The sequence below is a fragment of the Allobosea sp. 05L423 genome (assembly GCF_056397745.1).
Map to the genome: position 1 here is coordinate 576,256 of NZ_JBFTOA010000003.1, position 18,204 is coordinate 594,459.

At 65.9% G+C, this 18,204-nt stretch carries 17 protein-coding genes; 11 read left to right on the forward strand and 6 right to left on the reverse strand.

Translation table 11 applies throughout. The features are described 5' to 3' along the window. Positions 1-281: 281 nt before the first annotated feature. The 7 genes from adhP (at position 282) to AC1DNE_RS10965 (ending at position 6,351) form a co-directional block, all read left to right on the forward strand. The gene (gene adhP, locus AC1DNE_RS10935; protein WP_441468471.1) at positions 282-1,313 is read left to right on the forward strand and encodes an alcohol dehydrogenase AdhP; all 1,032 of its coding nucleotides are present in this window, start codon (positions 282-284) and stop codon (positions 1,311-1,313) included. 350 nt (positions 1,314-1,663) lie between these two features. Further along, positions 1,664-1,858 (forward strand): periplasmic nitrate reductase, NapE protein, encoded by a 195-nt coding sequence (napE, locus tag AC1DNE_RS10940; RefSeq protein WP_441468470.1) that lies wholly within the window; start codon positions 1,664-1,666, stop codon positions 1,856-1,858. 9 nt (positions 1,859-1,867) lie between these two features. Further along, a complete protein-coding gene (gene napF / locus AC1DNE_RS10945) occupies positions 1,868-2,377 on the forward strand; it encodes a ferredoxin-type protein NapF (RefSeq protein ID WP_441468469.1) in 510 nt (169 codons plus the stop codon). Beyond that, positions 2,370-2,657 carry a chaperone NapD gene (locus AC1DNE_RS10950; RefSeq protein WP_441468468.1) on the forward strand — a complete coding sequence of 96 codons (288 nt, stop codon included), beginning with the start codon at positions 2,370-2,372 and terminating at the stop codon, positions 2,655-2,657. Before napF ends, AC1DNE_RS10950 begins: the two co-directional genes overlap by 8 nt. Further along, positions 2,654-5,155, forward strand: coding sequence for a periplasmic nitrate reductase subunit alpha (gene napA / locus AC1DNE_RS10955; protein ID WP_441468467.1), 2,502 nt, complete (start codon positions 2,654-2,656; stop codon positions 5,153-5,155). Before AC1DNE_RS10950 ends, napA begins: the two co-directional genes overlap by 4 nt. Next, positions 5,122-5,625 (forward strand): nitrate reductase cytochrome c-type subunit, encoded by a 504-nt coding sequence (locus tag AC1DNE_RS10960; RefSeq protein WP_441468466.1) that lies wholly within the window; start codon positions 5,122-5,124, stop codon positions 5,623-5,625. Before napA ends, AC1DNE_RS10960 begins: the two co-directional genes overlap by 34 nt. 12 nt (positions 5,626-5,637) lie before the next feature. Next, positions 5,638-6,351 (forward strand): cytochrome c3 family protein, encoded by a 714-nt coding sequence (locus AC1DNE_RS10965; RefSeq protein ID WP_476765978.1) that lies wholly within the window; start codon positions 5,638-5,640, stop codon positions 6,349-6,351. A gap of 139 nt (positions 6,352-6,490) precedes the next feature. Here AC1DNE_RS10965 and AC1DNE_RS10970 read toward each other — a convergent pair whose 3' ends face one another. Beyond that, positions 6,491-6,739 carry a hypothetical protein gene (locus tag AC1DNE_RS10970; RefSeq protein WP_441468465.1) on the reverse strand — a complete coding sequence of 83 codons (249 nt, stop codon included), beginning with the start codon at positions 6,737-6,739 and terminating at the stop codon, positions 6,491-6,493. Positions 6,740-7,061: 322 nt separating this feature from the next. On the opposite strand from AC1DNE_RS10970, the gene AC1DNE_RS10975 reads away from it, so the two are divergent. The 4 genes from AC1DNE_RS10975 (at position 7,062) to AC1DNE_RS10990 (ending at position 11,677) form a co-directional block, all read left to right on the forward strand. Next, entirely contained in the window at positions 7,062-9,431 is a 2,370-nt protein-coding gene (locus AC1DNE_RS10975; protein ID WP_476765979.1) for an Orn/Lys/Arg family decarboxylase, read from the forward strand. A gap of 15 nt (positions 9,432-9,446) precedes the next feature. Next, positions 9,447-9,992, forward strand: coding sequence for an N-acetyltransferase family protein (locus AC1DNE_RS10980; RefSeq protein ID WP_476841043.1), 546 nt, complete (start codon positions 9,447-9,449; stop codon positions 9,990-9,992). Between the two features lie 157 nt (positions 9,993-10,149). Next, positions 10,150-11,088, forward strand: coding sequence for a TetR/AcrR family transcriptional regulator (locus AC1DNE_RS10985; protein ID WP_476841044.1), 939 nt, complete (start codon positions 10,150-10,152; stop codon positions 11,086-11,088). 55 nt (positions 11,089-11,143) lie between these two features. Continuing rightward, the gene (locus AC1DNE_RS10990) at positions 11,144-11,677 is read left to right on the forward strand and encodes a hypothetical protein (protein ID WP_476765981.1); all 534 of its coding nucleotides are present in this window, start codon (positions 11,144-11,146) and stop codon (positions 11,675-11,677) included. A gap of 74 nt (positions 11,678-11,751) precedes the next feature. Here AC1DNE_RS10990 and AC1DNE_RS10995 read toward each other — a convergent pair whose 3' ends face one another. The 5 genes from AC1DNE_RS10995 to AC1DNE_RS11015 form a co-directional block, all read right to left on the reverse strand. Beyond that, positions 11,752-13,812 carry a transglycosylase domain-containing protein gene (locus AC1DNE_RS10995; protein ID WP_476841045.1) on the reverse strand — a complete coding sequence of 687 codons (2,061 nt, stop codon included), beginning with the start codon at positions 13,810-13,812 and terminating at the stop codon, positions 11,752-11,754. Positions 13,813-14,134: 322 nt separating this feature from the next. Next, complete coding sequence (locus AC1DNE_RS11000; RefSeq protein WP_476765983.1) at positions 14,135-14,401, reverse strand: hypothetical protein; 267 nt, start codon at positions 14,399-14,401, stop codon at positions 14,135-14,137. Between the two features lie 71 nt (positions 14,402-14,472). After that, entirely contained in the window at positions 14,473-15,390 is a 918-nt protein-coding gene (locus AC1DNE_RS11005) for a 3-hydroxyacyl-CoA dehydrogenase NAD-binding domain-containing protein (RefSeq protein ID WP_441468456.1), read from the reverse strand. 19 nt (positions 15,391-15,409) lie between these two features. After that, entirely contained in the window at positions 15,410-16,384 is a 975-nt protein-coding gene (locus AC1DNE_RS11010; RefSeq protein ID WP_441468455.1) for a Bug family tripartite tricarboxylate transporter substrate binding protein, read from the reverse strand. A gap of 77 nt (positions 16,385-16,461) precedes the next feature. Then, complete coding sequence (locus AC1DNE_RS11015) at positions 16,462-18,135, reverse strand: IlvD/Edd family dehydratase (RefSeq protein WP_441468955.1); 1,674 nt, start codon at positions 18,133-18,135, stop codon at positions 16,462-16,464. Between the last annotated feature and the right edge of the window lie 69 nt (positions 18,136-18,204).

Sequence of the window (18,204 nt, forward strand, 5' to 3'; positions counted from 1 at the left end):
GCGCGCGTCATGCCGCAGACGTGAGTTCATGCTTGACGACGCACGGCCGAGGTCTGGTCCGTTTGATGTCGGTCAATGGCGGCCCGGCCGCGTGCTGATATCCATCAGGGCAACCCGATTGTCCGCATTCATTTCTGAATAGCATTTGAGGATTTCTCGATCGGGCCGCAGCCGCGCCGAAGACTCCACATTCGCACCGAGTTCCCGCGGCTAACCGGGCCGTTTGATCGCAGGCGGGCATGCCTGCATCAGCGGAGTCGCATCGAAGGAGATGACGGATCATGGCGAAGACGATGAAGGCCGCCGTTGTGCGGATGTTCGGCAAACCGCTGACGATCGAGGAAGTGCCGGTGCCCGAGCCCGGCCCCGGCGCCATTCAGGTCGCGATCCAGGCATCGGGCGTCTGTCATACCGATCTCCATGCGGCCGAAGGCGACTGGCCGGTCAAGCCGAACCCGCCTTTCATTCCGGGACATGAGGGCGTCGGCTACGTCTCGGCCGTTGGCGCAGGCGTAAAGCATGTGAAGGAGGGGGATCGTGTCGGCGTGCCCTGGCTCTACACCGCCTGCGGCCATTGCCGGCACTGCCTCGGCGGCTGGGAGACACTCTGCGAGAGCCAGCAGAACACAGGCTACTCGGTCAATGGTGGGTTCGCCGAATACGTCATCGCCGATCCCAACTATGTCGGCCATCTGCCGGACAATATCTCCTTCACCGAGATCGCGCCGGTGCTCTGCGCGGGCGTCACGGTCTACAAGGGGCTCAAGGTCACCGATACAAAGCCCGGCGACTGGGTCGCGATCTCCGGCATCGGCGGCCTCGGCCATATGGCGGTGCAATACGCCAGGGCGATGGGGCTCAACGTCGCCGCGATCGACGTCGACGACGCCAAGCTCGCCCTCGCGCGGCGCCTCGGCGCCACCGTCACCGTCAATGCGCGCAACGAGGACCCCGGCACCGTGATCCGTCGCGAGACCGGCGGTGGCGCGCAGGGAGTGTTGGTGACCGCGGTGAGCCCCAAGGCTTTCGAGCAGGCGATCGGCGCGGTGGCGCGCGGCGGCACCGTCTCGCTGAACGGCTTGCCGCCCGGCGGCTTCCCGCTCGACATCTTCGGCATGGTGCTCAACGGCATCACCGTGCGCGGGTCGATCGTCGGCACGCGGCTAGACCTGCAGGAATCGCTTGATTTCGCCGCCGGGGGCAAGGTGAAGGCCACGATCGCCACGGCAAGGCTCGAGGAGATCAACGATATCTTCGACCGGATGCACAAGGGCCAGATCGAAGGGCGCATCGTGCTCGACATGACGAGCTGATCGCGGGGACGGCCCGGTCCCGGGCCGAGCGGTCCACGCTTGGCCTGATGCAATCGATAGAACGGCGCAACCCGTCCATGCAGGCGCCGTTTGAGCCCGATCTGACCGCCGACAAGACGAGGTGTCTTGTCGGTCGAATGAGATATATTGCCTGCAAGCAAGAAAAGCGCCAAGCAATCGGCGTCATTTCCGTCGCGAAGACGCCTTTGCGCTAGATCAAGGCCCTGAGGCGGGTGCGTTCTTCGGCAACGAAGACAGTAGACAAGCACGATCATTTCAGCTTCTCTTTTGTCGATCTCAAATCTGGTGGCGGTGCGATTTGTGAACGCCCGCACGCGAAGGGAGGAGAGATGACGACTGAGACCGTAGGGGCGAGCGACCGGAAGACCGCTCCGGAAGTGCCGACGAGACGAGCCGAGCTGTTGGCTTTCCTGACGCTGGCTGTCTTTATCTGGCCGATCGTCGCGGTCGGCGTCGTCGGCGGCTACGGCTTCCTCGTCTGGATGTTTCAGCTCCTTGTCGGTCCGCCCGGACCTCCGCACTGAGGCCAGGCCATGGAACGCACCGCCATTGATCGCGGGCGCCGCAACTTCCTGACCGGCCGGCGCCTCTCATTGCCCGACAGAGTTCGCCCACCGTGGTCCCGCGCCGCGTCGATCGCTGCGGCCTGTACCGGCTGCGGCGCCTGCGTGCCTGCCTGCCCGCAGCACATCATCGCGCTCGACGAATCCGGCCGGGCCGCCCTCGATTTCAGGGGAGGCGAGTGCAGCTTCTGCGGTGCCTGTGCTGAGGCCTGCCCCGAACCGGTCTTCGACCGCGCCATTTCCGCCTTTGAGCATGTGGCCGTGATCGGGCCGGAATGCTTCGCCGGCCGTGGCATCGTCTGCCAGAGCTGCGGGGATGCCTGCCCTGAGGCCGCGATCCGTTTCCGGCCGCGCCTGGGCGGGCCGGCCTTGCCGGAGCTGGCTGCCGATCGCTGCAGCGGCTGCGGCTCCTGCGTCGCGGCCTGTCCCGCCTCGGCCATCGGCGTGAATGCGCGCCCGCCGGAGACTGCCCATGGCTGAACCCTCCCGCCCCCGCTTCCATCATATTTCGAGCGCCGTCGTCTCGGCCTTGCCGGCGCGAGTCGATGAGGTGCTCGCCCGTATCGGCGAGATGCCGGAGACCGAGGTGCACCGCGTCGAGAACGGCAAGATCGTGATCGTCCTGGAAGGCGCGAGCACCGGCGTGATCGGCGACCGGCTGGCCACCATCAGCCTGCTGGACGGCGTGCTTTCGGCCAACATGGTGTTCGAGCAGATCGAAGACCTCGAGACCCTCGACGACCCTGGAGTAGACCCATGACCCTGTCCCGTCGCGAGATGCTGAAGGCGCAGGCGGCCGGCGTCGCCGTGCTCGCCGCCAATATGAGCGTTCCGGCGCAGGCCCAACCGGTCACAGGCGGCGTCGATACCCTGCAGATCCAATGGTCGAAGGCGCCGTGCCGCTTCTGCGGCACCGGCTGCGGCGTCATGGTCGGTGTCAAGGAAGGGCGCGTCATCGCCACCCACGGCGACATGAAGGCCGAGGTCAATCGCGGCCTCAACTGCGTCAAGGGCTATTTCCTCTCCAAGATCATGTATGGCGGCGACCGGCTGACCCAGCCGCTGCTGCGCAAGAAGAACGGCGTCTATGCCAAGGACGGCGAGTTCACGCCGGTTTCCTGGGAGGAGGCCTTCGACACCATGGCCGCCAAGGCCAAGGAGACGCTCAAGGCCAAGGGGCCGACCGCGCTCGGCATGTTCGGTTCCGGCCAGTGGACGATCTGGGAGGGTTATGCCGCGACCAAGCTGATGCGGGCCGGCTTCCGCTCCAACAACCTCGATCCCAACGCCCGCCACTGCATGGCATCTGCCGCCTACGCGTTCATGCGCACCTTCGGCATGGACGAGCCGATGGGGGTCTATGACGACATCGAGGCGACCGACGCCTTCGTGCTCTGGGGCTCGAACATGGCGGAGATGCACCCGATCCTGTGGACGCGGGTGACCGATCGCCGCCTCGGCCAGCCGCATGTCAAGGTCGCGGTGCTCTCGACCTATACCCACCGCAGCTCGGACCTCGCCGACATTCCGATCGTCTTCAAGCCGGGCACGGATCTGGCGATCCTGAACTACATCGCCAACCACATCATCTCGACCGGGCGGGTGAACAAGGACTTCGTCGGTAAGCACACCACCTTCGTGAAGGCTGCGACCGAGATCGGTTATGGCTTGCGCCCCGACGACCCGCGTGAGGTCAAGGCGAGGAAGGCGGCAGACGTGGCCGCGACGTCGCCGATCGACTTCGAGGCCTATGCCGCCTTCGTGAAGGACTACACGCTGGAGAAGGTCTCGGCCCTGACCGGCGTCGAGCCCGGCTTTCTGCAGCAACTGGCCGAGCTCTATGCCGATCCCAAGCGTAAGGTCGTCTCGTTCTGGACCATGGGCTTCAACCAGCATGTGCGCGGCGTCTGGGCGAACCAGCTCGTCTACAACCTGCATCTGCTGACCGGGAAGATCTCCGAGCCCGGCAACAGCCCGTTCTCGCTCACCGGCCAGCCCTCGGCCTGCGGCACGGCGCGCGAGGTCGGCACCTTCGCCCATCGCCTGCCGGCGGACATGACGGTGGTCAATCCCGAGCATCGCAAGCATGCCGAGGAAATCTGGCGGGTGCCGGCCGGAACCATTCCGGAAAAGCCCGGCTACCACGCGGTCGAGCAGGACCGCATGCTGAAGGACGGCAAGCTCAATTTCTATTGGATTCAGGTCAACAACAACCTGCAGGCGGCGCCGAACAGCAGCAACGAAACCTTCGTCGGCTACCGCAACCCCGAAAACTTCATCGTGGTGTCAGACGCCTATCCGACTGTAACCGGCATGGCCGCCGACCTGATCCTGCCGACCGCGATGTGGGTCGAGAAGGAGGGGGCTTACGGCAACGCCGAACGGCGGACGCATTTCTGGCATCAGCTCGTCAAGGCGCCCGGCGACGCCCGCTCCGATCTCTGGCAATTGATGGAGTTCTCGAAGCGCTTCACCACTGACGAGGTCTGGCCGGCGGAACTGCTCGACGCCAACCCCAACTTCCGCGGCAAGACGCTGTTCGACGTGCTCTACCGCAATGGAAATGTGGACCGCTACGCAGCGGAAGAGATCGATCCGGCCTATGACAACGTCGAGGCCAGGCATTTCGGCTTCTACGTCCAGAAGGGCCTGTTCGAGGAATACGCCACCTTCGGCCGCGGCCATGGCCATGACCTCGCACCCTTCGATACCTATCATCAGGTACGCGGGCTGCGCTGGCCGGTCGTCGACGGCAAGGAAACGCTCTGGCGCTACCGCGAGGGGAGCGATCCCTACGTGACACCCGGCAAGGGCGTCGAGTTCTACGGCAACAAGGACGGGAAGGCCCGCATCATCGCGGCGCCCTACGAGCCGCCGGCGGAATCGCCTGATGGCGAGTACGATCTCTGGCTGGTCACCGGCCGCGTGCTGGAGCACTGGCACTCCGGCTCGATGACCATGCGCGTGCCGGAGCTCTTCAAGGCCTTCCCGGGCGCGCGCTGCTTCATGCACCCCGAAGACGCCCGCAAGCGCGGGCTCAACCAGGGCGCCGAGATCACGGTGATCTCGCGCCGGGGCGAGATGCGCACCCGCGTCGAGACACGCGGGCGCAACCGCATGCCGCCAGGCGTGGTCTTCGTGCCCTGGTTCGACGCCAGCCAGCTCATCAACAAGACGACGCTCGACGCCACCGATCCCATCTCCAAGCAGACGGATTTCAAGAAATGCGCGGTCAAGATCGTTCCGGTCTCGGGCTGATGCGCTCGCGGACACTTCTCGGGGCCGCCATGGCGGCGTGCCTCGTCCTCGCCTTCGGCGCCGCCTCCTCGCAGGAGGGCGGTCCGATCAAGATCATCCCGCGCCTCACCGGCGTCGTCCCGCAGCTCTCGCTGCAGCCGATTCCGCCGCTCGACCGGCCGATCGTCGACGATATCCGGCGCATGCGGAACTGGCCGGAGCAGCCGCCGGTGATCCCCCATGCCATCGACGGCTACCAGCTCACCCTCCACACGAACCGCTGCATGGAGTGTCACAAGCGCGAGTTCACCGAGGGGTCGGGCGCGCCGATGATCAGCGTCACCCATTTCCAGGATCGCGACGGCCAGGTGCTCTCGGACGTGACGCCGCGGCGCTATTTCTGCACCGCCTGCCATGTCCAGCAGACCGATGCCCGCCCGCTGGTGCCAAACCTGTTCCAGGACGCGAACGCCATTGGCGGCAAGCGGTAACGAGGCGCCGACATGGGAAAGCTCAAGACGCTGTTCCTTCGCCTGCGGGGCTGGGTCGTCTGGTTCTGGCACATCGTCAGCCGGCCGAGCGCCTATCTGCCGCTCGGCTTCCTGACCCTCGGCGGCTTTGTCGGCGGCGTGCTGTTCTGGGGCGGCTTCAACACCGCGCTGGAGATCACCAACACCGAGAAGTTCTGCACCTCCTGTCACGAGATGCGCGACAACGTCTATCAGGAGCTGCAGTCGACGGTGCATTTCTCGAACCGCTCGGGTGTGCGCGCGACCTGCCCGGACTGCCATGTGCCGCATAACTGGACGGACAAGATCGCTCGCAAGATGCAGGCCTCCAAGGAGGTCTGGGGCAAGATCTTCGGCACGATCTCGACGCGCGAGAAGTTCCTCAATCACCGGCTCGAGCTCGCCAAGCACGAATGGGCGCGGCTCAAGGCGAACGACTCGCTCGAATGCCGCAACTGCCATTCCTCGGTCGCGATGGACTTCACCAAGCAGACGCGCCGGGCGGCCGAGATCCACAGCCGCTTCCTGATCACCGGCGAGAAGACCTGCATCGACTGCCACAAGGGCATCGCCCATCTGCTGCCGGATATGACCGGCATCGAGCCGGGCTGGAAGGACGCGCCGGAGCTGCAGGGCAAGGGCAGCGCCTCCTGGCACGGGCCTGAACGGGCCGTGCGGACCTATCTGGCGGAGATCGAAAAGCACTGAGCCGAGCGGCGCCTTCGCGGCTGCCCGCAGCGGTCGTGGCGGCGGTCGTGCATGTGTTCGTCCCGCGCAGTGCAGATCACCATGGCGGCGAAGGCCGCCATGGCAAGGACGCGAAAACCGCGCCGGGCGCGGCACGGTCTCATCCGCCGATGGCAACCTTGATCCCGCCGAAGGCGCCGAAGCCGGGAACCAGGAAGCCGACGGGGTTCTCCCAGCGCTTGTCGAAGAGGTTGTCGATCCGCCCGAACACGGCAACCTTGTCGGTCGGCGTCCATGTCGTGGTCGCGCTCGCCTTGTGGCGCGGCCGGTGCAGCAGTTCCTGCCGCGCGATCTCGTCCTTGGCGAGGGTGAAGGTGTAGTCGGCCCAGATGCGGAACTGCGGCGACACCTCCGGCGCGGGGGCAAAACTCCGCCCGCACCGCTCTCCCTTTTGATCCCGTGAGGGAACCGTCGCAGCGAGGATCAGGGCGGAAAACTGGCGCGGTCAAACCGGGTTGGCACGCTGCGGCGACAGCAGGCCATCATCTGCTACAGTCGCCGGCGAGGCGGGATGGGCGCCAGCCGACGTTCCGGCCAACGGTGCGCATCATTGGCTTGCCTTCCCGGGGAGGGGCGGAGGCACCGGGGTCTCACGGATGCAGCCGCATCGTTGGTCGCCGGATTGTCGCAAGACTCGCTCAGTGTCGTAAGTTCACGCCAGCGGAGACGGCATGGATTATTTCAGGCGCTTCACCTTTCTGTTCGCGACGCCGAACTTCGATGCCGAGGATCTCGAAGGGATCCGCTTCAACCAGATCATCGAGGAGATCGAGCGATCGGGCTTCGAGGTCGTCAAGGCGCGCAAGCTCGAAGATGCCGAGATCGCGGTCCAGACCGATGCCGCCATCGGCTGCATGGTGGTCGATTGGGGCAAGAAGGGCCTCGAGGGCAAGACCGCGGCGCTGATCAATCTGATGCGCCGCCGCGGCCTCGACTTTCCGATCATCCTGCTCATCCGCCGCAAGCGCTTCGAGGATGTGCCGGTCGAGGTGCTCGATTTCATCGACGGCTACATCTTCCTCTCGGAGGAGACCCCGCCCTTCATCGCCAAGAGCCTGATCAGCCGCCTGAAGCAATATGCCGAGACGCTGAAGACGCCGTTCTTCGGCGCGCTCGTCGACTATGCCGAGGAAGGCAACCATCTCTGGACCTGCCCCGGGCATAATGGCGGCGTCTTCTACAGCCGCAGCCCGATCGGTCGCGTCTTCATGGAGCATCTCGGCGAAGCTGTGTTCCGCGACGACCTCGACAATTCGGTGCTCGATCTCGGCGACCTCCTGACCCATGAGGGCCCGGCCCTGAAGGCGCAGAAGGAAGCGGCGCAGATTTTCGGGGCGGAGAAGACCTATTTCGTCCTGAACGGCACCTCGACCTCCAACAAGGTTGCGCTCGCCGCGCTGGTCTCGGACGGCGACCTCGTGCTGTTCGACCGCAACAACCACAAGGCGGCCCATCATGGCGCGCTGCTGATCGCCGGTGGCATTCCGGTCTACATCCCGACCGCGCGCAATGCCTGGGGGCTGATCGGCCCGATGCTCTGGGAGAGCTTCGACGAGAACGCGCTGCGCGAGCGCATCCGCACCAATCCGCTGGTCAAGGACCCCGACACCTGGAAGAGACCGCGCCCGTTCCGCGTCGCCGTGGTCGAGCAGTGCACCTATGACGGCACGATCCACAGCGCGCAGATGATCCTCGATCGGATCGGCCATCTCTGCGATTACATCCTCTTCGACGAAGCCTGGGCCGGCTTCATGAAATTCCATCCGCTTTATGCCGGGCGCTTCGCCATGGGCCTGTCCGGCCTCGGCCCGGACTCGCCCGGCATCATCGCGACCCAGTCGACGCACAAGCAGCTCGCGAGTTTCAGCCAGGCTTCCCAGATCCACATGAAGGATCGGCACATCAGGGGCCAGAGGCGGCGCGTCGAGCACCGCCGCTTCAACGAGAGCTTCATGCAATATGCCTCGACGTCACCCTTCTACCCGCTCTTCGCCTCGCTCGACGTCGGCGCGCAGATGATGAAGGGCCGTTCCGGCGAGGTGCTCTGGGACGATACGATCCGGCTCGGCATCGAGCTCCGCAAGAAGATCCGAGCCGTGCGGCGCGAATTCGAGGAGAAGGAAATCCGGCCCGAGCGGCGCTGGTTCTTCGAGCCCTTCGTGCCGGACCGGGTCCGCATCGCCGACGCCTCGCGCGAGGGCGCCGTGCATGACGTCGCCTGGGAAATGGTCGCGACCGATCAGCTCGCGAGCAATCCGGCTTATTGGGAGCTCGCGCCGGATGCGAGCTGGCACGGCTTCACGCAGATGGAGCCGGGCTTCGCGATGACCGACCCCAACAAGCTGACCCTGTTGACGCCCGGCTTCGACCGCGAGACGGGGGCCTATGCCGAGCACGGCATTCCAGCACCGGTCGTCGCGCAGTTCCTGCGCGAGAACCGGATCGTCGCGGAGAAGAATGACCTCAATTCGCTGCTCTTCCTGCTGACGCCCGGCGTCGAAGCCAGCAAGGCCGGCACGCTGATCAGCGGTCTCGTCGCCTTCAAGAAGCTGCACGACGACAATGCCCTGCTGGAAGACGCGATCCCCGAATTCTATCGGCGCCGCGCGAGCCGCTATGGCGGCGTGCGGCTGCGCGACCTGTGCGGCGAGATGCACCGCTTCTTCCGGGATCATGACGTCAGCGGGCTGCAGAACCGGCAGTTCTCGCCCGAACACCTGCCTGAGATGGCGCTGTCGCCGCATGACGCGGCACGCTGCCTCGTGCGCAACGAAGTCGACTATCTGCCGATCGACGCCATCGAGGGGCGCATCGCGGTGACGCCCTTCGTCGTCTACCCACCCGGGATTGCCACCATCGTGCCGGGCGAGCGGCTGACCGGGCGAGCCAAGCCCATGGTCGACTATCTCAAGATGTTCGAGGCCTGCTTCAACGCTTTCCCGGGCTTCGAGGTCGAAATCCAGGGCGTCTATCGCGAGATCGACTCGGCCGGGCGGGTGCGGCTCTACACCTATGTCGTCAGCGAGCAGGCGCAGGGCTGAAGGCATCGACGACTCATGGAGAGCCAACCGTCGATTATCATCCGCCCTTCTCGCGACGACGATGTCGAGCCCATGCTGGCGATCTACCGCCGGCATATCCGCCGCGGCATCGAGGCCGGTGTCGAGGACGCCGGCACGCCGCAGCCGGATGATCTGCGCGACCGGCGCAAGAACCTCCGCAATCGGCGGCTGCCGCATCTGGTCGCGACACGCGCCGGGGAGGTGGTGGGCTATGCCTATGTCGTCCAGTTCCGCAAGCGGCCGGCTTATCGCTTCACCGTCAAGCATTCGATCTACGTCCACCACGAACATCTCGGCCACGGCATTGGCCGGCTGCTGATCCAGGCCTTGATCGATGCCTGTGCGGCGGCGGGCTTTCGCCAGATGATCGGCTACATCGACGCGGAAAACGTTGCGTCGTTGGCGTTGCACGAGCGCTTCGGTTTCGCCCGAGTGGGCCTGCTGCCGGGGGTCGCTTATCGCTATGGTCGGTGGTCCGACAGTGTCCTGGTTCAAAGGTCGCTCGGTGCGGGCGCCACGCAGCCTGTCCTGTCGGGCTGAGCCTGGCGCCCGGTACTGGCATTATCGCCTAAGCCGCCGGAGGCAACGAACGCGATCACCGACATTTGGCAGGCCAGCCCGGAACGTCCGCCTTGGCACGGCGCTGCCGAGCCGCGTGCTGCGTGGCTCCAGTGCGTTCTTATGCGATAGGTCACAGGTGGCTCGCCGCAGCAGCGAGCATCCTGGACGCGGATTGCGGTTCCCGGGAAAATCGAGGCAAGAAGACGATACGCTGCATCGTCAGATCGCCGCGATCGCGAACTTTGAGGATCTGGCGGACAACCGGGCAATCTGGATGGTCACACGCGCAGAGCTCGTATCACGGCTGGAACAGGCGTTCCTGGACCATGGCTACGCGCATCTGACGATGATCACCATCGCGGACATCGTCGATGTCACGCGGCGCACGCTGTATAACTATTTCAGCAGCAAGGAAGAAGCGTTTCGATTTCTGATCGAGCATGCCAATGCGAATGCCGTCGCGGCCGGCATGGCGGCAGGGCGCGCTGCACTCGCGGAAGGGCAGGGGGCAGTCGAGATTCTCGCATCCCTTCTCGACGTTCGCGACGGCAACACCCGTCGCCGGCTGGCTAGATCGCCCCATGCGATCGAGATCAATGATCAGGCATTTCGACGCTGCCGAGACATCATGGTCGGTTCCGCCGTTGCCTTTCAGGCCGAGTTGGCTGCGTTAATCGTGGAGCTCGAGCAGCAAGGCATTCCGCGTCAGGAGCGGCGTGAGTCCCGAAGACCTCGCACAACTGCTGGCCGACGGCGCGCGTGGCACCAATCAAAGCCTGCCGCCGATCGCTCCGGACCAACTGCATTTGCGTTACCGGGGCATGGTCCAGGCATGAGTTTGTCGAGGCATCGCTGGCCCCTCGACGCTGTGGGCGCTGACCGAGTGGTACGCCTTGCACCTTGCGGCGCTCGATGCGCTCGACGGCGGCGGCCGTGTCGAGCGCCTGCGACGGGCCGACCTGATGCGGCTCGCGGAGATGGAGCCGCTGGTCGCCGATGGCCTGCTAGCCTGCGAACTGCTCCGCGTCCCAGCACCAATCTGTCTTCGCTTCGGTGGATGACGGCGGCAGCTTGATGGATCGACTCATGGTCGGCTGAGCGTCGATGCCGCATCCACCGAGGAGCGGGCGATGACGAACGTGACCTCGGTCTCCGTGCTGGCCCGGCCGCTCAATCTGTCGCGGACCCATACGGGAAGGACGCTGGCGGCGGCCGCTGCGCTCGGCGGATTGGGCTGGAGCGGCGCGCGCGGGCGCTCCCCGATCTGGCTTTCAAGGAGCTTTCGCGCGCAGTACGCGCAGGTTCAGGCTGCGAAGCTCGCGATCATCGGCGCGGCATTCGACGCAGTCGAGGGAGTGCCTGATCCCAATCACGCCGCCGGCCACTATGATGGTGCCGGATATGGTTCGCGGCCACTGGAGCGAACCGGCATGCTGAAGAAATTGGAAGAGGCTGCCCCTTCTCCGGGGAGGCCTTCGGAGACCACGATTGCCGCTCGTCTCGACGCGCTGCCATTCTGTCGGCTCAGACTGGCGATCTTCGCCGTTGCCACGCTATGGCCGATCAGCCGTGCCGCTCGGTCCGTCGCTGCCGATTGTGAACATGCCGCCTGTCAGACCGCCGACACCCCCTGGTGCGAATGTCCGCTTCTGAGCGAGGCATAAGAGTCCGCTCCTGGCGCAGCCTAGACGCGGCCCGTGGAAACAATGAGCTTGGCTCCGGGCTGAATGATTGAGCCTCAGAGCCCGAACAGCCTCTCGAAGAAGTTCTTCTGGCGCTTGGCGCGCTGCCGCGGTTGGCCGCTGCCGTTTTCGCCTGCATTGGCGTAGCGCGGATCCCGTCCGGCGCCGGCCACGCCCGCCAGGGCGACCGGCTTCTGGTCCTTGAGGGCGATCTTCATGAAATTGTGCCAGATGTCGGTCGGCAGGTTGCCGCCGGACACGCCATTGGTGGGCGTGCTGTCATCGTTTCCCAGCCATACGCCGGCAACCAGATTGCCGGTGTAACCCACGAACCAGGCGTCCTTGTAGTCGTTGGTGGTGCCGGTCTTGCCAGCCATCGGCCAGCCGGGCATCCGCGCCCTTTGGGCCGTGCCGATGACGAAGATGTTGTGCATCATCTCGTTCATCATGGCATCGGTGCTTGGATCGATGACTTGCTCCAGATCGCCCGAAGCCGGGCGGCTGAAGACGAGCTTGCCATCCGCGGTCTTCACCTCGGTGATCACGTAGGGCACGGCCGCGAGGCCCCCGTTGGCGAAGGTGGCATAGGCGCCGACGAGCTCGAGCGGCGTGACCTCGGAGGTGCCGAGCGCGATCGAGGGGGCGGCCTGGAGCGGCGAGGTGATGCCGAGGCGCTGCGCCGTTTGCACGACCGCGTTGGGACCGACCTCCATATTGAGCTTCACCGCCACTGTGTTGAGGGAGAGCGCGAGAGCCCTGCGCAGGGTGATCGGCCCACGATAGCCCCGGTCATAATTCTCCGGCTTCCAGCCGTTGATGTTGACCGGTGAATCCGTCCGCACGGTGTCGGGGCGAAGCCCCCGTTCAAGGGCCGTCAGATAGACAAAGGGCTTGAAGGACGAGCCCGGCTGGCGGCGGGCGGAGGTCGCCCTGTTGAACTGGCTCGCCTCGTAGTCGCGGCCACCCACGAGCGCTGTCACGGCCCCGTCCGGCCGCATCGCCACGAAGGCGCCCTGGCTCACATTGGACTTCTGGCCCTTCGCGTTGAGCTCGTCCACCAGCACCCGCTCGGCCGCCGCCTGCAGGGATGGCTCGAGGGTGGTCGAGACCACGACGTCGGAGTCGATGGTGCCGACGACGGCGTCGAGCACGTCCATCACGTAGTCAGCGGCATAATTGGCCGAGCCGGCTCCTTTTGGAGGCATGAGCTCGGCCGGTGCATCGAGAGCCGTCCGGGCCATGTCGGGCGTGATGAAGCCGAGCTCCTTCATCGCCGCGATCACGCGTTCGGCGCGGGCCCGAGCTGCCTCGCGGTTGCGGCTCGGGGCCAGGCGCGACGGCGACTGGACGAGGCCAGCGAGCATGGCGGCTTCCGGCAGCGAGACGTTGCGGGCCGACTTGCCGTAATAGCGCTGGGCCGCGGCCTCGACACCATAGGCACCGGCGCCGAAATAGACCCGGTTGAGATAGAGTTCCAGAATCTGGTCCTTGCTGTAGCTACGCTCCAGCCAGAGCGACAGGATCGCTTCCTGGATCTTGCGCGAGACCGTGCGCTCCTGGGTCAGGAACAGGTTCTTCGCGAGCTGCTGGGTAAGCGTCGAGCCGCCCTGGAGGCCGCCGTCATGGGTCAGGTTGCGGTGGGCCGCACGGACGAGGCCCATCAGGTCGATGCCCCAATGGTCGTAGAAGCGCCGGTCCTCGATGGCGACGAAAGCCTGGGGCAGGGAGGGCGGCAGCTCCCCGAGGGAGACCTCGCGGCCGCCCGTCTCGCCGCGATTGGCCAGAAACGAGCCGTCATGCGCCAGGATGGCGATGTTCGGGGGCCTTTTCGGCACCGTGAGCTGACTGAGCGGAGGGAGCTGCAAGGCGTAGTAGGCGACGACGCCGCAAAGGCCGATCAGGCCAGCCAGACAGAGCGCGAGCCCGGCATATGCCAGCCTTCTCAGGAGCGAGCCGGCCCCCGCAGGCCGGGCCGCTCCGGGTTGGCGAGACGCGTCATCGCTGGTTTCAGAGGCCGGCCCGTGAGCCGCGGCCCCACCCTCGCGATCCTCGGAGGCGGGGCGAGAAACGAGCTCCTGAGGTCGCCAGCGCGTCGACAGCGGGCTCGCGCCGGTCACCTTCGTTCGCCACCTGTGGTCAGCCCCCATTCCGTGCAGCCGGTGCAATCGGGTGCTTCTGGCATCGGCTCTTGGCACAACTAAGACCAGGGGCGGACATGCATGTCAGGCTGGAGATCGGGAGGGCGACGGCGCTCCATCCTCGAAAGGGGGCCGCCGGCTCATCCGCGCCCCGGAGCGAAACTCAGCGCATGTTCCACAGCACGGATCGCTCCTGCCGGCCATCTCCTCGAGCTCGCCGGTCAGTGACGCCAGCGACGGAGCGAAAGTCACGACCAGGCCGATGCGGTCGCCTGCTGCCAACGCCTCCGTGAAGGCGGATTCATTGAGCCGCAACGCGGGAATCGGCAGCGCGCTCGACCGCATCGATTGCCGGGCCGAAAGCCGAGCAGGTGAACAGTATCGCCTTGGCCGGCCCGGCCGTGCCCTCGGTCGCAGCGGCATAGCGTCCGAGCGTCAGGAAGCGCTCGGTCATCGCCTCGTCTAGACTGCCGCGCGCTGCGAGATCGGTCGCGAGCGAGGTATCGAGCAGGTCGAAGATTTTCGCTTTTGGCCAGTGCGCAGCGAAGGCGGCCCGCGCCGGCAGCACGGATTCCTCGAGCGCATGCAGGAGCGCGATGCGCGGGGCGGCTTCGATCGTTTCGACTATGGCAGATCCTGTCAGTCGCTGACCAGCGTGCGCGCCTTCAGGAGGGCGAGCAATCCTTCGTCGCGGCGCAACTCCAATTCGGCGATGGAGCGATCGCCTGCCTCTTCCGCGACGCCCGCGACGATCTTCGCCTGAACATCCGCGTCGAGCGACGGATTGCCGAGCGATTGCCAGCGCCGGACCTGGCTCGGCCCGAGATGGGCGAGGTAGCCGGCGATGCCGCCTTCGCCGCCGCCGAGGTGATAGGTCATATGCGGCCCCATCAGGGCCCAGCGCAAACCGGGCCCATTGCAGAGCGCCGCATCGATGTCGGCGACGCTGGCGACGCCCTGCTCGACCAGATGCACGGCCTCGCGATAGAGCGCCGAGGCCAGCCGGTTGGCGATATGGCCCGGCATTTCCCGGTTGAGCACGACAGGGCGTCGGCCGAGCGCGCGATAGAAGTTCGTCGCGCCGGCGACCACCTCGGGATCGGCCCCGACGATCTCGACCAGCGGCACGAGATGCGGCGGGTTGAACGGGTGCGCCACGACGATCCGCTCCGGCCGGGCGCAATCGGCGACGATGGCGCTGCGGACCAATGCCGAGGTTGAACTGGCAATGATCGCTCCGGGCGGAAGCAAGGCGTCGATCTCGGCGAGGAGCTTGCGCTTTACTGCCTCGTTCTCCGGCCCGTTCTCCTGGACAAAGCTGGCGCCCTTCAGCGCCATCGCAAGGTCGGTGGAGAAGCTGACGGAGCCGCTTCCAGTCAATCCCAACTCGGTCAGCTGCGCCCGCGCCCGCTCGATATAGGACAGGAAGCGTGCCTCGGCCTCGGGATTGGGGTCATAGGCCGAGATCGTCACGCCATAGGCGCTGGCGAGCGCCGCCCAACTGGCGCCGATCATGCCGGCGCCGACGATGGCGAAGTGCTGGACGGTGTCGCTCATGAGCTTTGGTTCCGGACTGTCATTCGGCCTTGATGCCGCTCGTCTTGATCAGATCGCCCCATTTCGCGATCTCGCTGTCGATCAACCTGGAGGCCTCCGCAGGCGTGCTGGGCTTCGGATCGACGCCCTGCAGCGCCAGCGCCTCCTTCAGCTTCTGGCTCTTGAGCGCCTTGTTGAGCTCAGTGTTGAGCTTGTCCAGGATCGGCTGCGGCGTGCCGGTCGGCGCGAGCAAGCCGAACCAGGATGAGACCTCGAAGCCTTCTAGCCCCTGTGAGATCGCGGTCGGCACATTCGGCATGAAAGGCGAGTTCTCGTGGCCTGTGGTCGCGATCGCCTTCAGCGAACCGGCATTCACATGCTGCAGCACCGCGGGAATTGTGTCTAACATGATCTTGACCTGCCCCGCGACCATGTCGGTCATGGCCGGCCCGGAGCCGCGATATGGCACCACTGGCATCTTCGTGCCGGCCTTGAGGTTGAACAGCTCGCCTGAGAGATGCTGCGGCGAACCCTGTCCCGAGGAGGCGTAGGAATAGCCGTCCGGACTGGCCTTGATCAACGCGATCAGCTCCGGGACCGTCTTGGCGGGAACCGACGGATGGACGACGAGCGCCAGCCCGACATTGCCGGCCAGGCCGACCGGAACGAGGTCCTTCCTGAGGTCGAAGCCGGGCTTCGCCTGCAGGCTCATATTGATCGAGTGGCTGGTGAGGGCGCCCAGCAGCAGGGTGTAGCCATCCGGCTGGGCGCGCGCGACCGCGACCGCGCCGACGCTGCCGCCGGCACCTGCGCGGTTCTCCACAACGAGGCGCTGGCCTAGGGTGTTCGACATTTCCTCGGCGACGACGCGTCCGATGATGTCCGTCGCGCCGCCGGGCGCATAGGGGACGACTAGCATGATCGGCTTCTGCGGATAGCTCTGGGCGAAAGTCGCGGCGGGGAAGGCCAGCGAAAAGCTGGCGAGCGCGCCGATCAGGTGGCGACGGTCGAACATGGGATTTCCTCCTGGAATGGGCATGCGGACTGGTTGGTTCCAGCCTCGGCGGGACGTGTTGGGCGTGGTGTGACCGATCAGCAGAAGTCGAAGTCGCAGCCTTCGTCGGCCTGCAGCACCGTCGTGAGATAGAGGTGGCGGTAGCCGCGGGATTCCTCCGCCAGATGTGCCGGCGGCCGCCATTCGCTCTTTCGGCGTTCCCGCTCGGCATCGTCGACGAGCAGCGCGATCTCGCGGGCCTCGACATCGAGCCGGATCATGTCGCCGTCGCGGACAAGCCCGAGCGGGCCACCGACGGCCGATTCCGGCGTGATGTGCAGCACGATCGTGCCGAAGGCGGTGCCGCTCATGCGGGCATCCGAGATGCGGACCATGTCCTTGACGCCGGCCTGAGCCAGCTTCTTGGGGATCGGGATATAGCCTGCCTCCGGCATGCCGGGTGCGCCCTTTGGACCGGCATTGGTCAGCACGAGGACGTCGTCCGCCTTCACATCGAGGTCCGGATCGTCCATGCGCCGGACCATATCCTCGACCGAGGCGAAGACGACCGCGCGACCGGTATGCTTGAGCAGAGCAGGCGAGGCGGCCGAGTGCTTGATCACGGCTCCGCCGGGCGCGAGGTTGCCGCGCAACACCGCCATGCCCCCGGTCGGCTTCACCGGGCACGCGGCGGTGCGGATTATGCTTTGGTTGGGCACGTCCTCGGCTGCGTCGGCGACCTCTCCGATGGTGCGGCCGTCGATGGTCGGGGCCGAACGGTCGAGATGGTCACCAAGCTCCTTCATCAGCTTGGGCACGCCGCCGGCCCAATGGAAATGCTCCATGTAGTGGTCGCCTGAAGGCTTGAGGTCGATCAGCACCGGCACCTTGCGGCCGATCGCATCGAACTCCGCGAGATCGATCGAAAGACCGGCCCGGCGCGCGATCGCAGCCAGATGCACGAGACCGTTGGTCGAACCGCCGATGGCCTGCAGGACTGTCAATGCATTTCGGAAGGCGGTTTCGGTCAGGATCTCGCTCGGCTTCGGCCCGCCCTTGGCGAGCCTGACCGCCTCGCGCCCGCTCGCCTCGGCGGCGCGGATGCGGTCGGCATGGGTGGCGGGGATCGTGCCGGAACCGGGCAGGGCGATGCCGAGCGCCTCGACGAGGCAGCCCATCGTGCTGGCCGTACCCATCACCATGCAGGTGCCCTGCGTCGGCGCGAGACGGCCGCTCAGCACTTCGATCTCGGCCGCGTCTATCTGCCCCGCCCGATGCTGGCCCCAGAGCCGCCGGCAATCGGTGCAGGCGCCAAGGATCTCGCCCTTGTGATGGCCGACGAGCATCGGACCCGTGATGAGCTGGATCGCGGGGATATCGGCGCTGACGGCACCCATGAGCTGAGCCGGCACAGTCTTGTCGCAGCCCCCGATCAGCACGACGGAATCGCAGGGCTGGGCCCGGATCATCTCCTCGGTGTCGATGGCCATGAGATTGCGCAGGAACATCGAGGTCGGGTTCGCGAAGGATTCGTGGATGGAGATCGTCGGGAACTCCATCGGCAGGCCACCAGCCAGCATGACGCCGCGCTTCACCGCTTCGATCAGCCGCGGCACGTTGCCATGGCAGGGATTGAAGTCGCTGAAGGTGTTGGTGATGCCGATGATGGGCCGGTCGAGCGCATCATCCGAGAATCCTGCCGCCTTGATGAAGGCCTTGCGCAGGAACAGCGAGAAGCCGGGGTCGCCATAGGTCGCGAGATTGCGGCGCATGCCGCGTTCAGCCGGCCGTGAGGATGAAGTATCGTCGTCGCGCTTCGTCATGGCGTTATGCGAAGCAGG

Excerpts from the sequence above, each read along its gene's own strand:
- adhP (WP_441468471.1), top strand. The coding sequence starts at position 282 with ATGGCGAAGACGATGAAGGCCGCCGTTGTGCGGATGTTCGGCAAACCG.
- napE (WP_441468470.1), top strand. The coding sequence starts at position 1,664 with ATGACGACTGAGACCGTAGGGGCGAGCGACCGGAAGACCGCTCCGGAA.
- napF (WP_441468469.1), top strand. The coding sequence starts at position 1,868 with ATGGAACGCACCGCCATTGATCGCGGGCGCCGCAACTTCCTGACCGGC.
- AC1DNE_RS10950 (WP_441468468.1), top strand. The coding sequence starts at position 2,370 with ATGGCTGAACCCTCCCGCCCCCGCTTCCATCATATTTCGAGCGCCGTC.
- napA (WP_441468467.1), top strand. The coding sequence starts at position 2,654 with ATGACCCTGTCCCGTCGCGAGATGCTGAAGGCGCAGGCGGCCGGCGTC.
- AC1DNE_RS10960 (WP_441468466.1), top strand. The coding sequence starts at position 5,122 with ATGCGCGGTCAAGATCGTTCCGGTCTCGGGCTGATGCGCTCGCGGACA.
- AC1DNE_RS10965 (WP_476765978.1), top strand. The coding sequence starts at position 5,638 with ATGGGAAAGCTCAAGACGCTGTTCCTTCGCCTGCGGGGCTGGGTCGTC.
- AC1DNE_RS10975 (WP_476765979.1), top strand. The coding sequence starts at position 7,062 with ATGGATTATTTCAGGCGCTTCACCTTTCTGTTCGCGACGCCGAACTTC.
- AC1DNE_RS10980 (WP_476841043.1), top strand. The coding sequence starts at position 9,447 with ATGGAGAGCCAACCGTCGATTATCATCCGCCCTTCTCGCGACGACGAT.
- AC1DNE_RS10990 (WP_476765981.1), top strand. The coding sequence starts at position 11,144 with ATGACGAACGTGACCTCGGTCTCCGTGCTGGCCCGGCCGCTCAATCTG.
- AC1DNE_RS11005 (WP_441468456.1), bottom strand. The coding sequence starts at position 15,390 with ATGAGCGACACCGTCCAGCACTTCGCCATCGTCGGCGCCGGCATGATC.
- AC1DNE_RS11010 (WP_441468455.1), bottom strand. The coding sequence starts at position 16,384 with ATGTTCGACCGTCGCCACCTGATCGGCGCGCTCGCCAGCTTTTCGCTG.
- AC1DNE_RS11015 (WP_441468955.1), bottom strand. The coding sequence starts at position 18,135 with ATGCGCCGCAATCTCGCGACCTATGGCGACCCCGGCTTCTCGCTGTTC.